This is a genomic window from Clostridioides sp. ES-W-0018-02, from assembly GCF_020658175.1.
Classification (GTDB): domain Bacteria; phylum Bacillota; class Clostridia; order Peptostreptococcales; family Peptostreptococcaceae; genus Clostridioides.
Genome location: NZ_JACVVY010000003.1, coordinates 458708 through 475000, shown reverse-complemented (window position 1 = coordinate 475000; position 16293 = coordinate 458708). Strand labels below are relative to the sequence as shown.

Below are 16293 nucleotides of genomic sequence, written 5' to 3'. Positions count from 1 at the left end.
CTGTAACACTTACAATTAAATCTTTAATAATCAAACCTTAGACCATATATATTAAAACTCAAATTAAATTCAGGATTTATCTGGATATCACATTAGAATTATACATTCATATTCAATATCTTAAGTTCTTAATTTATTTTACCCTTAATTCTATTATTAAATACTTTTAATTATTTTTCAATACAATATCAAATTTTAACATTAATAATTTTAAGTTTAAATTTATTTCGTAAATCCAGATACTTTCCACACTCCACCATCATTTATAACATCAATATTAATATCAGAAAAACCTAACTTCCCACCAGCTTTTTCTACCCCATCATTGGCAAATATTACATTATAACTTCTTTTATCTTTTTCTTCTCCTAAATCCATTTTTTCTATATATACAATTGTATCGCTATTAATATAATCTGGTAAATTCATTTCAAATCTAGTATCAGTGAACTACCATCCACTTAACTACCTACGGTAATGTTTGAAGTGGTGGCTTCTTGGTCAAGATAACTATTGTTATCAGTATCTCCAAGCTATTGGGCTAGTTCCTAACCCTTATGATTACCATTTATATGGCTAAGTTTAGTAGATTGATACTTGCATTGATATCTCTATCGTGGAATGCTCCACACTCTGGACATTCCCATTCTCTTAGTCCTAAGTTCTTCACTAATGGATTTTTATATCCACATTTAGAACATAATTGACTAGATGCGAAATTCTTATCTGCTACTATTATTTCTCTACCATACCAATTAGCTTTATATTCTAACATTCTTCTGAACTCCGACCAACTTGCTTCGCTTATAGCTTTCGCTAACTTATGATTTTTCACCATATTCTTTACCTTCAAGTCCTCAATAACTATAACTTGGTTTTCGTGTATTAGTTTAGTTGATAACTTATTTAGGAAATCTGCTCTTTGGTCTGATATCTTTTGATGCAACCTTGCTACCTTCAATCTTGCTTTATATCTATTATTGCTTCCTTTTTGTTTTCTTGATAAGTCCTTTTGTAGTTTAGTTAATCTTTTCTCTGATTTTCTAAAGTGTTTAGGATTATCTACTCTAAATCCATCGCTACATATTGCAAATTCTTTCAATCCAACATCTACACCTATTTTCTTATCAATAGTTTTTAGTTTCTCTATTTCAGTTTCTGCTAATATAGAAATATAATATCTATTACCTGGTATTCTCGATATAGTACAACTCTTTATTTCTCCATCAAACATTCTATGTTGTTTTATCCTAACCATCGATTTTAGTTTAGGTAATTTTATATATCCATTTTCAATCCTTACAGTACCTTTTTGGTTGTTAGTAGTATAACTATGATAGTTCATTTTCTTAGATTTGAATTTAGGAAAACCTACTGATTTATCTCTAAAAAAGTTTTTATAGGCTTTATCTAAATTCATTTGTTCATTTGCTAGTGCTAAACTATCAACTTCTTTTAGGAACTCATATTTCTTTTTGTAATGTGCAGGTGTAGGATATTTTATTTTTTTAATATCTAAGTCCTTGTTTTCCTCATATGCTTTAATCCTATCGGATAACATAAGATTATATATAAGTCTGCTACATCCAAAAGTATTCTTTCTATAAAGACTTACGAATACTTGGAAATTCATTCTTTATTCTTCTACTTGATGCTGATTTATAAGCATTTAGGAGTTTAGATATCTCTGTATTTGGTTTTGCTTTGAATAACAAGTGCACATGGTCAATATCATGATTCCATTCTAGCAACTCCACTCCATAATTTGGGGAGATATCTACAAATATATCTTTTAGTCTATCTGATATAGAGTTATCTATTACTTTTCTTCTATATTTTATACACATAACTAAGTGATAGTGTAACAAAAATACTTAATGATTATTACTATCTAATTTCATTGTAGTTACTTCCTTTCAGTTTTTACTACTGATTTTATAATACAATACATTTTTTGAAAATCAAGTAAAATAAATAACCTATCGGTTAGGCTTACATCCTCCATCTCCTATGACGAGGAAGAGGAATTTCGCCATAGGAGGTTAAATATATACTCTTTAAACCATTCACCCTTAATATATATTACCATATTTCAAGAGTACATCCACATAACATTAATACATATTCAGGTGCAATTACCTAAAAAATAAGTCTACAAAAAACACAAACTATAATTAAGGTATTATAAATTTTAATTTATAATAATAAAAAAGCCATAGCGTATAAAATAAACTATGGCTTTTCTTTACTTATTGAGTTATTCATATTATTTATAATATATCTACATGGATATTTTATATAATATAAGTTTGTAAATTACATATTATATAATTTATAAATTACATGTTAAAAGTTGTTTCAATATATCTTTTTATTTCTTCCGCAGTACCCATATTAAGCACTTCATCAGCTAATTTTTTCATATCAGCTTCTTTAACTGAAGTTATTAATTTTCTAGCAGGAAGTATTGATATTGGAGACATAGAAAACTCGTCTAATCCCATACCTAAAAGTATTGGTATCATTTTTTGGTCTCCAGCAGATTCTCCACACATACCTGCCCATTTACCTTCTTTATGTGCATTATCTATAACTGTCTTTATAAGTCTTAAAACAGCTGGATTAAATTGATTGTAAAGATAGCTTATCTTTTGATTCATTCTATCAACTGCACAAGTATATTGTATTAAATCATTAGTTCCTATTGAGAAGAAATCTACATGTTTAGCAAGTACATCAGATATTACAGCAGCAGATGGCACTTCTATCATCATACCAATTTCTACATCTTTAGCATAAGCTATACCTTCAGAATCAAGTTCTGCTAAAACTTCTTTTACAACTTCTTTAGCTTGTAATAATTCTTCTAAAGATGAAATCATAGGGAACATTATTCTCAATCTTCCATGAACACTTGCTCTATATAAAGCTCTTAATTGAGTCTTAAATATATCTGTTCTATCTAAACAAAGTCTTATTGCTCTGTAACCTAAAAATGGATTCATTTCAGGTTCCATAGTCAAGTAACTTAACTCTTTATCTCCACCTATATCTAATGTTCTTATAACTATAGGTTTACCTTCCATTCCTTCTAATACAGCTTTATAAGCTTCATATTGTATTTCCTCAGTTGGGAAAGAATCTCTATCCATATATAAAAATTCTGTTCTATAAAGACCAACACCTTCAGCATCATTCTTTATTAGACCTTCTATATCATTAGGAGTTCCTATATTACCAGCTAATTCAACGTGTTTCCCATCAAGAGTTACTGATTGCTTTCCTTTTAATAATTGTAATGCTTTTCTTTCCTCTTCATACTTAGCTTTTAACTCAGTGTATTTGCTTATAGTTTCTTCATCTGGATTAACGATTACTTCACCAGTATCTCCATTGAAAACTACAAAATCTCCATCTTTAACATTTGAAGTTATATCACTTAGTCCAACGATTGCAGCGATTTCTAAAGTTCTAGACATTATAGCTGTATGAGAAGTTCTTCCACCTATGTCAGTTAAAAATCCTAAAACCATTTTTTTGTTCATAGTTGCTGTATCTGATGGAGTTAAATCATGTGCTATTAATACTACTTCTTCACTTAAAGCAGATAAATCAACAACTTTGATTCCTAGTATATGTCTAAGTATTCTATTTGTAACGTCCTTTATGTCTGCTGCTCTTTCTTTCATATATTCATTGTCCATAGACTCAAACATACTAACAAACATTTCTTTTATTTCATTTAAAGCATATTCTGCATTTACATTTTCAGTTTTGATTTTATCAATTGCAGAACCAATTAACTCTGGGTCTTCTAAAACTAATAAATGTGCTTCAAATATTTCTGCCTCTTCTTCTCCTAATTCTTGAGAAGCTTTTTCCTTAACTTTTATTAATTCTTCTTTAGAAACTACAACTGCATTTTCTAATTTAGCAACTTCCGCTTCAACATTATCTATAGTTTTTTTCTCAATTACTAATTCACTATGCTCAACTACTAACGCTTTCCCTAAAGCAATACCAGGAGAAGCTCCTATTCCTTTGTAAGCCATAACCCTACCTCCTAAAAATATCTTCTGTATTTTGATTCCAAATTTATAATTAAAAATATCTTACTTATTTCATCATTTAAAATATTTATATTTTCATACCCAATTAATAATAATCTTAATCTTCTGATTAAATAAACATGAAAGTAACAAAGAAACTAAATATTTACAAACTTTTGTCTGTATATTTTTAATGTTTCTCTGTTACTTTTACTCTAAGCAATGATTAGATTATAAATACCAAATTTTTAGAAATTATTATATCTACTCTCCAAATCCACTTTCAACTAATTCAACCATTGCTGCTAAAGCTACTTCTTCATCTTCTCCATTTACAACTAATTTTAATTCTTCTCCTTGAGCTAAACCTAAACTCATTATTCCCATGATTGATTTTGCATTTACAGTTTTGTCTTTTGCCACAACTTCTACTGTTGATTTAAACTCAGCAGCCTTCTTAACAAACATTCCTGCTGGTCTAGCATGTAATCCACTTGCATTTTTGATACTAACTACTTTTTCCATTTTTTAAATCCTCCTATAAACCTAACATTTTATATTTTTTAAAATTGTTTTCCTATTTTTTACTTTAATGGCACTTAGTGGTACTTTTTTGTCCTATGGTCATTTTTTGTTCCCACTAGTGCTACAAAAATATTATACTACTAATATACACTTTTTTCGAGTATAATTACAAATTTTTTTTTGTTTTTTATTTAACTTTGACTTTTTAAGTCTTTTATAATACAATTTGTCAATAATTTTGTGTTTTTGTTCTTTTTAATACTGATTTTAGGTCTAACTTCAAAATTTGATGCTAAATTCTTATTAGAATCAATATTTGTATTTACAACATCTATAACCTTATTAAAATCATATAATTTTACCCTATTTATACTATTTTCTTCAAGTTTTTTCTCATATACACAGTAAAATAAATCTTTATATGAAAAATTTTTGGGTAAACCAAGTGTCTCACCAAGCTTTGGTATTACATTTTCCATAACAGTTCTAAGCGAAACATCTCTTTTTATATTCAATAAGTTACAAATACATTGTATTGTTTCATTACTCATTCTTCTAAATCTATCAAAACAATACTCTTCATCATACTTATACTCTACATCAAAGTAATACTTAATACCATCGCATCTTTCATAAGCTTTCATAGTATCTAAATATCCTAATCGAATATTTTTTTCTACATTATCTCTATCTTTATTAAGAGAACCGCCTAAATATTCTGATGGTATTATGGTTTTTATATTTATATTTTGATGTTTATTTAGGTTCATTTTTCCAAGAAAATCATCAATTAACCTAATTACAACAACATCTTCATATCCTTTATCTTCTAAAAGCCCTATTGGCATATTATCACAAAACATTCCATCCAAATACAATTTATCATCCATTACATTTGTTTGGAAAATAGGCAAACTAGAACTAGCAATTAAATAATCAACCAATCTACCTTGTGGCATATCTTCTATATACAATGGATGAGGATTAATTTTTTTATCCCACCAAACCGTAACAAGTCCAAAGTCTTTTTTTGATTTTCTTATTATATCTTCATTTAATGTAGTTTCCATCAAGTGTCTTAATGGGCTTATATCTATACCTTCATTTTTTCTGGCTTTATTTATAAGTTCAAAAACTGCATTGATATTTTTCGTAGTAAAATCTACATTTTTAAATCTCTCATAGCTTTCTTTGTCAATATTCATAAAATGAGTATAATCATAGTTTAGCCATATATCTTCCATTACCTCAATATCGTTTTGAATTATATATGCTCCATTCAAAGCCCCAATTGATGTTCCTGTTACTCCTTGAAATTCTATACCAAGTTCTCTTAAAGCTTTATACGCACCTATTTGATAAGCTCCTTTTGTTCCTCCACCTTCTAAAACTAATCCTTTCATATTATCACCTACTATTTAAAGCGTTCCTAATTTATATTCCTCAGCAAATATTAATTCAAAAAACTACTTTTAGCTATTGGAGAAAAATAAAATTGTACAAATTTATTTTTATTTTATCAAAAAAATATTCAAAAGTATATATTTTTAATATTTTTTATATGGTTAACTTTTTCTTTATCAATTTAGATAAATTATTAACATTCAACATATTTTTTCATATCCATACTTATTTATATTCCCAAAGAATCTATTACTAATTTATCTATTTTTATCTGCAATTTTTCTACTCTGTCTTTGTCTATTGTTTCATTTAATAAAATTGATATTATTTGTTTTGATAAATCCTCTATTGCTTCATAATTATTATCTCTAAAAATTCTTATCTTCATAACCTTATTAGGATAATAATCATATATATTTTTACTCATTTTTTTAGCTGTTATTTTAAAGTATTTATCATATACACTAGAATTTAAAATTCCAACTAAATATTCATATGAAAATTTATCTAAATACTCATCTTTTATGAAAAAAGAATATACATCTGCACTTGAAAAATTATTATCATAATCTATAGCAAACCTATTTTCTTTGGATTTATATGGATACATTATCTTTTTTCTTTCGAAAAAAAGCTTTTCTCTACCCCATTGAAGCTCATACCACTTTCTTATTCCACTTTTACATTCTCTTCTGTTTTCTAATTTAGTCTTATACACACCTATAATTTCATCAAGTATTTTTTTGTTTTTAACCTCGTCATCTATATCATTTGAGTATATTAACTTATATTTACTTTTCTCTACTACATACTTGTTTATATTTTTGCTTTTTATCCAATCTTTTAAAAGCTTCTCATCTACAAAATTTAATTTTAAATCCCCTTCACTTAAAATAAAAGCCTTATCACATCCTGTAATTATGCCTTGAAAGCTTACAGCTATGTCTTCTAGGCTATATTTACCTTTTTCTTGTATTTTATTATAAAAAGATTCATTATCCTTATTTACAATTATCCATTCATCAGAAAGCAAGTTTTGATTTATATTAAAATATTCAAATTTACTACTATTTAAAAGTTCTTCTAGTGTTTCAAATTTATTTATAGATACATCTTCATTCTTTATTCTAAATATATCTATAGGCGTATCATTCAATTTTTTTTTATTAAAAGTAAGAATACAACTAGAAACACCTATATTTTTAAATATATTTGCACCCAAAAAATCTACTATTTCTTTAATATTAACATTTGACTTAATATAATCTCTCAAATCTTTTCCTGACAAACTTTCTAAGAAATATCTCGGCGTTATAACACTTCCAGTTCCTCCACATTTTAAGATATCTATAATCTTTTTATAAAAACAAAAATATAAGTCAGCTTTATCTTTATAAACTTCACTGTACTTTTCTAAAAGAAATTTTTTATATTTTTTTTCAAGTTTTTTATGTCCAATATACGGAGGATTACCAACTATGTAATCAAACTTATATCGCCAGTTTTTCTTTAGACTATCACAACAAAATAGGTTGATTTTAATACCTTCATCTTCTAAATCATTCGTTGTCTTTTTGTTTTTTAAGCTATCCTTTAGTATATTTATAGCATTTTCATCGATATCAGCACCATATATACAATAGTTCAATATATGATTGTGTATATTATCAATCTGCCAATAATTTTCATCATATTTATTTTTTAATTCATAAATATTTTTTTCAAATAAGTCATATAAAATATCATATACTTCTAAAAGAAAGTTCCCACATCCACAAGATATGTCAAGAATTCTCGGATATGGATTTTTAATTATATCGTGATTTCTCAAGGTTTTTTTAACAATATAATCGACAATGATTTTAGGTGTATAGTATATTCCACCTGCTTTTTTAGTATCTACATCTAAACTATTCTCATACTCTTTAGATAATAGAAAATTATCTTGAGATATATCATCCATAACTGAAAACCTCCAACTATTAGCTAAGCTAAAAATTTATTATTCTAATATCTGTCTTATAGATTTTCTTGATAAAAGTTTATAGATTTCTTTTTCTATCTCTAGTAATTCCTGATTTACCTTGCAACCTTTTAAACAATTACTACAATTAGATACATATCTAGTACATTTATTTATATATATTTTCCCATCAATTATTTCTACAATTGTTCTCAAACTTATTGTATCCAATGATACATTTAACATGTATTTCTTTCCATCTTCTTTATTAAAAGTAAGTAAATTATTTGCACAAAGTTTTCTAAGTAGTTTATATAGTGTTAATATTGGTATATCTTCATTCTTTAATATTGTTTTGACATCTATTGGATTATTTTCTCCATTATTAAATATAGCTCTTACAATTCTTATTGCATAATCTACGTCTTCTGAAATCATTATTCCACCTCCTCAACTGCCATATATTCTTTCAAAAGACTCTCTTCTAAACTTATATTACTTCTTCCAGTAAGAAGTTCCTTGTAACTACATTCTTCTATTGGCTTAGAAAATACATAACCTTGTATAAAATTACATCCCATATTATTTAAAACTTTAACTTGTTCCATATCCTCTACACCTTCACATATAACAGCTAGATTTAAATCGTGCGAAAGATTAACAATGGCTTTTATCATAACCTTTGTTTTTGAGTTGGTTACTATATCTAATATAAGTGACCTATCAATTTTTATAACATCTACTGGTATCCCCTTAAGATTGATAAAATTTGAGTTCCCTATGCCAAAGTCATCCAATGATATATTCATACCTAAAGATTTAATTTCATAAAGTCTCTCACTAATAAATTTTACATCATTTAAAGCTGTTGTTTCTGTTATTTCTATTTCTACAAGTTTTCTAGGAACATTATATGTATCAAACATCGACTTAAAAAAATCTACTAAATCATTCTTATAAAGTTCTACTCTAGATAAATTTATTGAAACTGGTAAAACATTTATCCCTTCTGAAATCCATTTATCAATAGTAATAAAAACTTCTTCAATCACCCATCTACCAATATTATTTATCAAACCACTTTTCTCAGCTATAGGTATAAAATTATTTGGAGCAACCATACCTAAGGTTGGATGAATCCATCTTATTAATGCTTCTGAACCTATAATTTTATTTGTACTTGAATCAAATTTAGGTTGGTAGTGAATTATGAACTCTTTGTTTTTAATAGCTAAAAATAAATCTTGTTCTATTTTCATAAGTGATTTTATTTCTTTTTCCATAGCATCATCAAATTCAACATATTCTATATGCTTTAATCCTTTTGATTTAATTCTTGCCATATCAGCATTATCTATGGCTTTTTTTATGTCAATTTCATCATTATTAAATTTATAAATACCAATAGAAGCTTCAATGTTTATATTCATTTTAAAACTATCTATCTGACTCAAGGTCACAATTTTATTTTTAATAAGGTTTGCCAAATTAGGAATCTTTTCATCTCTATCTTCAAGTTTTATTATTAATAAAAAGACATCGCTTTTTAACTTTCCATAAATAGCTTCATTTCCAAAATAATTTTTTAAGTTGTTTGAGATATTGTCTAATGCTTCATCCCCTAGCTTATAACCATATATCTCATTTATAAGTTTAAGTCTGCATAAATCAAAGCATGCTAACACACAATTTTCTCTCTTATTAGCAAATATATAGCTTTGAATATGTTGTAAAAAGTCATCATCCTTAGTGATGTTTATAAGTTTATCCAAATTACTTTTAATATCTAAATTAATTTCGTCTTCATATGCCTTAACCTTAAGGTATGAAATAAACATACTTATGCTAAATAAGATTAATAAAAGCAAAATTTGACTCTTAATGTCTATTCCAATATGCTTTGTAAGTAAAACTATTCCCAAAACACCAATTATAATAAAAACTATTTTATTTAACCAACAAATTTTCATTATACTTTTTTTATTCATATAAATTCCCCTATATTATTTTTAAATTATTTTACAATCAAACTTTTTTTATATTATATATTAATTATAAGGCACAATTGCTAGTAAATCAATCTAACTTAAAATCACATATAAATAACTCTATTTCTACGATTTTATTTCTCTATTTTTTTCAAATACCAACTAATTTTGACAAAAAAAACTATGAAGACAGACATACATAAAACAGTCTGTAGTTTCATAGTTCTTGAATCTAAATAATCTTTTCAGTATGAAATCATACTTTTAATATAATTCACACCTTTGCATTTTTAATTTAACTTTTACATTTAGATAATAATTAAATTATTTGTTTCCCTTAGAATCCAAATATGAAAGTATACCTTGAACAATTCCCTCTGTAAGTTGCTCTTGATATTTCGCATTTATTATTTTTTGCTCTTCTGAAGGCGTTGTTAAAAAACCACACTCTATTAATATAGCTGGCATATTTGATTCTCTAAGTACTTCAAAATTATTTTCAATTATTCCCCTATCCCTTACTTTAACATAAGATGCTATTGTACTTTGAACTGTTTGTGCAAATTCTTTTGAGCCATCTGTAGCTTTATTTCTATACCATGTTTCTATACCCGTTGCTGTATTTCCATTTTTTTCTGCATTTAAGTGTATAGAAACAAGTACATCAGCAGAGCTATTTTTTGCTAAGTTTACTCTATCCATCAATGATACATATGTATCATCAGTTCTAGATACAACTACTTGAATGTCCTTTTGCTTAGCTAATTTATTTGCTAATTTCTTTGAAATTTGTAAAGTGAGGTCTTTTTCATATCTGTTACTAGTTTTACTTTGAGTTCCTTTATCATTTCCTCCATGACCTGGGTCTATAAAGACAGTATATTTTTTGTTTTTATTTTCGTTTTCATCACCAAGGTCAAATTGTTCTGAGTCAACTTTTTGTTGTTGATTTGCTTTATTATTTTTATCCATCCCTTTGACCAAAGCTACTACACCTTGAGTAGCCTTAAATGCAATAAATAAAAATAACGCTGTAAAGCAAATCAGTACTACTAACTTTTTTTTATTTATTTTTCTTTTTTTTCTATTTAGATAGCTGGTATTTTTAGATTTGTTTCTTGAATTATTGTTATTATTGCTTTTCGACATTTCTTCACCCTTCTTGGTATAGATTTTTACATTTTTTCATATTATTAGTGTTATTTTACCACCAAGAAGTTTTTTTTTCAATAATTTAAAATACTCTACAATCTAAAAACTGAAATTTCTTAATTATCCGCCTAAAGTGACATCTTGTGTATCATACCAACTAAAGGCATCTTTTATATCATCACCTTTGAAATCTGGCCAATAATTATCTATAACATAAAAGTCTGCATAAATTGATTGCACAGGCAAGAAACCGCTTAATCTGCGTCTTCCTCCCCATCTAATTATCAAATCCAGTCTTGACACATCAAATGACTGTATGTAATCCTGTATGTTATTCTTATTTACATTTTCTACTCCTGATATATTATTTAAATCCCAATACCACCCATAATTTACCAGTAAATTTGCTCTTATCTGTCCATCTTTAGCTTGAATTCGATTTGTATATGGTAATAATTCTTCTGGGAACATTGGAGATTTTGTGTTTCCAACAACTAGTAAAGCTGCACCTTCTTCTATCAATATATTTGCTGCATCAATACATGCTTTTGTAAACGCTTTTGTCTGGACTGATGGACGTCTTGTATTATCAGTTGTAAATCCATAAAAAGTTACTTCTTCACAACCTAAATCTCTACATAATCTATAAGATTCTAGTCCAGGATTTATTCCACTTTCATATCCTCTATCCTTTGTCATTCCATTTTGACTTGCCCATCTTCTGTTTCCATCTGGGATAATTCCTACATGTTTTGGTACTCTCATTTTTAATCACCTCTTAATAGGTATTATTATCAAATTCTTACATTATTAATCAAAACTGTAACATTAAATACATTTATTTTTATATAATTATGTAGTAAACTAAATTAAGATAGAGTTAAAAAAACTTGGAGGTTTCTCATGAAAAAAATTTTAATGTTGTTTTTTTCAATAATCTTATCCTTTGGAATGGTTAGTTGTTCTTCAAGTAGCGATTATAAAAACGTTTCTACATCAAAAATTGAAAAAGCATTAAAGTCTTCTGATTTGCTTATAAAAGAATCAAAATTTTTTGATGCAAAAGAATTTAATTATTTTAACGATGTAGAAGAAGACATTACACAAGGTTTTGTAATCAATTCTTCTGAAAAATTATATCTAGAAGATATCATTGTCATAAAAACTGACGATGTAAATAAAATCTATAAAACTCTAGAAAATTATAAAAGAGACATGATTCAAGCACCTTTTGGAGAAGGACATGGAGAAAAAAACAATTCTGAAATAGCAAACAGTACTATTGTTGAAAAAGCAGGTAAATATGTTTATTTGATTTCCGCAGAAAATGCATCTCAAATAGAGGACAAAATACTGAGTATCATAAAAAAATAAATATCTTTATTGATGTTTATTAAATATCAATGTAATTTTTATATAAATAAATTTATTTTATCAAAAATTACATTGATATTTTTTATTTATTCAATTAGTATCATTTAACCCTCTTTGATATTTATATTTCTCTTTTTTCCTAAAACTAAACTTATTAATATCAAATCGACCATAATTACAGTCAATACTAAGTATGTCATCCATGCTAATGTATATCCACCAGACATATCATATAGTTAGTTAGTTTCTATTTCTGCAATTTCTCCCAATACTTCTTCAAGCTGTAATTTATATGCTTCCTTTAACTTATCATTTATACCAGCCAAAATAATCTTTTTCATTTAGACCACCATCATAGATGGCTATCCAATTTTTATGACTTCTTTTATCTTATCTACAACACCATTTTCAGTATTTCTTTTTGCTCTAAATCTAGCAATTTCTTTCAAATACTCATTTGCATTCTCCATGGCATAGCTATGATAAGCACTCTTCATCATTTCCACATCATTCAATTGGTCACCAAATACCATAGTTTCTTCATATTTTATATCTAACATTCTTTGTACTTTTTTTATGGCACTTCCTTTATTCGCACCTTTTGCAGTTAAGTCAAGCCACTCTACCCCAGAAATACATACTTGAGCTCTATCAGAAAACTTATCAAAGTAGATACTATTGTTATGTTCTGCACCTTTGAAATCATGTATAGCTATCTTTAATATATCACCTTCTACTTCAGTCAAGTCATCTACAATTTTAAACTTTGCATAGTAAGTATTAACTTCTTCTATAAAAGCTTCATCTTTGCTCTCTATATAGGCGTATTTTTTACCACTCATTACAATTTTTTTCCCTTTTATACTTCTTGTTGTCTCTATGATTTCATTTACTAACTCTTTATCCAAAGGATTTGATAATATTTCTTCTCCTTTATATACTACTAATGTTCCATTCTCTGAGATAAACATCATATCATCTTTTATATCTTCAAATTTTTTTATAAGATTTTGATACTGCCTGCCACTTGCAGCAGAAAACATTATTCCCCTCTCTCTTAATTTTTTAAATACTTTATAGAATTCTGGATTTATTTCGCTCTTTTCATCTAACAAAGTTCCATCTAAGTCTGTTGCTATTAATTTTATCATACATTTCCTCCCCCAAATTATATAATTTATGATTATTTTTTATTAATTTTTATCAGTTTAAATTTTCAATTCCTATTATACACCAAAAATTCTAAATTACAATTTACACCTTTTGTAAGATGATATAACTACAATCAGGAAAATATTTTTTCCAATATATACAGTAATTTATAAAAATTTAAATCTTCATATAATTATATTCCAAGAAAATTAATAATAACTACACACTTCCTTCTATAAAATATTATAAAAATAATTATATTATGACAAACTTATGCTAATTTATTGTGTTTTTTATTGCTTATGTAACAATTTTTTAATATAATTAACTATGTGTAATTAAAAAATTTAGAAAGTAGGGGATATTATTGTCAGGACTCAAAAAATTTGTTATATTTCTAGCCCTTTTAGTCATAGCATTTCCTGTCAGTGTATACGGATATGTTTTTACTAAATTAAAAACTATCCAAGATGATAGTATAAATACAGAGGCTCTTAGCAGTAATGACTATAAAAATGAAGAAGATATTACAAATATATTATTATTAGGTACAGATGCAAGACCAGGAGAAGAAGTTTCTCGTTCTGATGCCATGATGATATTAACTATTGATAATAAAAATAAAAGTCTTAAATTAACATCATTAAATAGAGATACGTACGTTAATATACCAGGACATGGAGAGCAAAAATTAACACATGCTTATGTATATGGTCAAGCTAATTTATTAATAGAAACTATAGAAGAAAATTTCCAACTCGATATACAGAATTATGCTGTAGTTGACTTTTTCTCTTTTATGGATATAGTTGATGCTCTAGGAGGGGTTACTGTTACAGTTGATAAGAGTGAAATAAGAGAATTAAACAAATTTATACCTGAAACTTATAAATGGCATAAAAATTCTGACAAAGGCTCTCTTGAGTATATAAGAAGTTCAGGTGAGCAAAAACTAAATGGATATCAAACACTTGCATTTTCTCGTATAAGAAAAAATGATAGTACAGATGAGAGAGATAGAAGACAAAGAAGTGTTATACAAAGTTTAATAAATGGTGTTAAGGATTTACCAGTTACCAAATATCCTAATCTAGTTAATACTATACTTCCATATGTTAAAACTAATATGAGTCCTAATGAAATAATTTCTCTAGGAACAAAACTTTTAAGTATTGGAAACTTAGACTTAAAATCAATGGAATTCCCTCTTTCTACTGAAAATGGTAGAAAAATTGGTAGTGCAGGCTATGTAATTCCTTTTGAAGAATATGAATTAGATGCAATGCACGACTTCATATTTGAAGATATTCTGGTTGAAGAGTAAAATATTTATTTATATTAATAAAAAGTTATATACAGAATTTGACAGTAAGTGCATGCCTTTCAAGAAGCAAATTATTTTGTAATTGATAGGTGTGTACTTATTTTTATTGTAAAAAAACATATAAATCTTATTTTTCTTTAAAAATTTAATTAATTTTTTAAAGAGTATACTACACATACTTTTAATTATATATAAATTGACAAATTTTCTTATAAATTATGCCATTGTCTTTTTTTTGTAACTGAAACAAGTATTGAATATATCTCAATACTTTAATATAATTAAGTGTATGCTATTAAAAAATATACAGGAAAAAGAAGAAAGAAGGGGTACTTTTGTCAAAATTAAAGAAATTTGTTATACTACTGGCTTTCTTGGTAGTAATATTCCCTATAAGCGTCTATGGATATTTTTATTATAAATTATCTACTATTCATGACTCAAGCATAAATAGTGATTTATTAGATAATAATGACCATAAAAATGAAAATGGGATAACTAACATACTACTTATGGGAACAGATGCTAGACCAAATGAAGATTCTTCAAGGTCAGATGCTATGATGATATTAACTATTGATAACAAACATAATGATATCAAACTTACATCATTAGCTCGTGATAGCTATGTAGACATCCCTGGTCATGGTAAACAAAAACTTACTCATGCCTATGCTTATGGACAAGCTGATTTATTAATACAAACAATTGAAGAGAACTTTAATGTTGATATTCAAAATTATGCTTGTGTTAATTTCGAATCATTTATGTATATAATTGATGCTATTGGTGGCGTTGAAGTTACAATTGAAAAAGGAGAAATAAGTGAATTAAATAAATTTATTCCTGAAACTTATGGTTGGAATAAAAGTGATGATAAAGGTAGCATACAATATATTAGAAAATCTGGAGCACAAACTTTAAATGGATATCAAGCATTATCTTTTGCACGTATCAGACATAATGATACAGCTTTTGCAAGAGATGGAAGACAAAGAGAGATTATACAAGCTATAATCAAGAAAACAGAAACCTTACCTGTTACTAAATATCCAGGTTTATTAGATGCTGTTCTTCCATATGTTAAAACTAATATGAAGCCTAATGCAATACTTTCTCTAGGAGCTCAAGTTTTAAAAATGGGCGACTTAAATGTTAAACAATTTGAATTCCCTATTGATGATGAAATTCATAGTACAGGTGGTATATATGGAAAGGCTGGTTGGGTTCTTAGATTTGACCCAGATACTTTAGATATATTACATGATTTTATATTTAATGATATAGAATTTAAACAATAATAACACTAAAAAACATTTAATACAAATATTATTATAAAATATAAGATTAAATATAGAAAAA

14 protein-coding genes and 1 pseudogene are annotated in these 16293 nt (G+C 26.7%); 3 read left to right on the top strand and 12 right to left on the bottom strand.

Annotated features, from left to right (window positions below):
• Positions 1-222 precede the first annotated feature (222 nt).
• From IC219_RS10785 to IC219_RS10735, 11 genes and pseudogenes are all read right to left on the bottom strand, one after another.
• Entirely contained in the window at positions 223-429 is a 207-nt protein-coding gene (locus IC219_RS10785; RefSeq protein WP_227830823.1) for a hypothetical protein, read from the bottom strand.
• A 139-nt stretch (positions 430-568) separates the two neighbouring features.
• Entirely contained in the window at positions 569-1633 is a 1065-nt protein-coding gene (tnpB, locus tag IC219_RS10780) for an IS200/IS605 family element RNA-guided endonuclease TnpB (protein WP_227830824.1), read from the bottom strand.
• A pseudogene (gene tnpA / locus IC219_RS10775) lies at positions 1605-1847 on the bottom strand (IS200/IS605 family transposase); the annotation flags it as partial. The gene tnpB and the pseudogene tnpA, both read right to left, overlap by 29 nt.
• A gap of 492 nt (positions 1848-2339) precedes the next feature.
• A complete protein-coding gene (gene ptsP, locus IC219_RS10770; protein WP_227830825.1) occupies positions 2340-4052 on the bottom strand; it encodes a phosphoenolpyruvate--protein phosphotransferase in 1713 nt (570 codons plus the stop codon).
• Between the two features lie 261 nt (positions 4053-4313).
• The gene (locus IC219_RS10765) at positions 4314-4574 is read right to left on the bottom strand and encodes an HPr family phosphocarrier protein (RefSeq protein WP_003422895.1); all 261 of its coding nucleotides are present in this window, start codon (positions 4572-4574) and stop codon (positions 4314-4316) included.
• A 191-nt stretch (positions 4575-4765) separates the two neighbouring features.
• Entirely contained in the window at positions 4766-5977 is a 1212-nt protein-coding gene (locus tag IC219_RS10760; protein WP_227830826.1) for a patatin-like phospholipase family protein, read from the bottom strand.
• A 230-nt stretch (positions 5978-6207) separates the two neighbouring features.
• On the bottom strand, positions 6208-7941 hold the full coding sequence (locus IC219_RS10755; RefSeq protein WP_227434475.1) for an Eco57I restriction-modification methylase domain-containing protein: 1734 nt from the start codon (positions 7939-7941) through the stop codon (positions 6208-6210).
• Positions 7942-7980: 39 nt separating this feature from the next.
• On the bottom strand, positions 7981-8379 hold the full coding sequence (locus IC219_RS10750; protein ID WP_227434474.1) for an RrF2 family transcriptional regulator: 399 nt from the start codon (positions 8377-8379) through the stop codon (positions 7981-7983).
• Positions 8379-9929, bottom strand: a complete 1551-nt coding sequence (locus tag IC219_RS10745; RefSeq protein ID WP_227830827.1) for a GGDEF domain-containing phosphodiesterase — start codon at positions 9927-9929, stop codon at positions 8379-8381. The genes IC219_RS10750 and IC219_RS10745 overlap by 1 nt, the downstream gene beginning before the upstream one ends.
• Before the next feature lie 324 nt (positions 9930-10253).
• On the bottom strand, positions 10254-11078 hold the full coding sequence (locus IC219_RS10740) for an N-acetylmuramoyl-L-alanine amidase (RefSeq protein WP_227434472.1): 825 nt from the start codon (positions 11076-11078) through the stop codon (positions 10254-10256).
• Between the two features lie 123 nt (positions 11079-11201).
• Positions 11202-11846 (bottom strand): undecaprenyl diphosphate synthase family protein, encoded by a 645-nt coding sequence (locus IC219_RS10735; protein ID WP_227482127.1) that lies wholly within the window; start codon positions 11844-11846, stop codon positions 11202-11204.
• Positions 11847-11984: 138 nt separating this feature from the next.
• Here IC219_RS10735 and IC219_RS10730 point away from each other — a divergent pair, with 138 nt between their 5' ends.
• A complete protein-coding gene (locus IC219_RS10730) occupies positions 11985-12455 on the top strand; it encodes a DUF4358 domain-containing protein (RefSeq protein ID WP_227482126.1) in 471 nt (156 codons plus the stop codon).
• Between the two features lie 362 nt (positions 12456-12817).
• Here the strand turns inward: IC219_RS10730 and IC219_RS10725 are convergent, their stop codons facing one another.
• Entirely contained in the window at positions 12818-13606 is a 789-nt protein-coding gene (locus IC219_RS10725) for an HAD family hydrolase (protein ID WP_227434469.1), read from the bottom strand.
• 368 nt (positions 13607-13974) lie between these two features.
• On the opposite strand from IC219_RS10725, the gene IC219_RS10720 reads away from it, so the two are divergent.
• Positions 13975-14931 (top strand): LCP family protein, encoded by a 957-nt coding sequence (locus IC219_RS10720; RefSeq protein ID WP_227830828.1) that lies wholly within the window; start codon positions 13975-13977, stop codon positions 14929-14931.
• A gap of 335 nt (positions 14932-15266) precedes the next feature.
• Positions 15267-16232 carry an LCP family protein gene (locus IC219_RS10715; protein ID WP_227830829.1) on the top strand — a complete coding sequence of 322 codons (966 nt, stop codon included), beginning with the start codon at positions 15267-15269 and terminating at the stop codon, positions 16230-16232.
• The last annotated feature ends 61 nt before the right edge of the window (positions 16233-16293 follow it).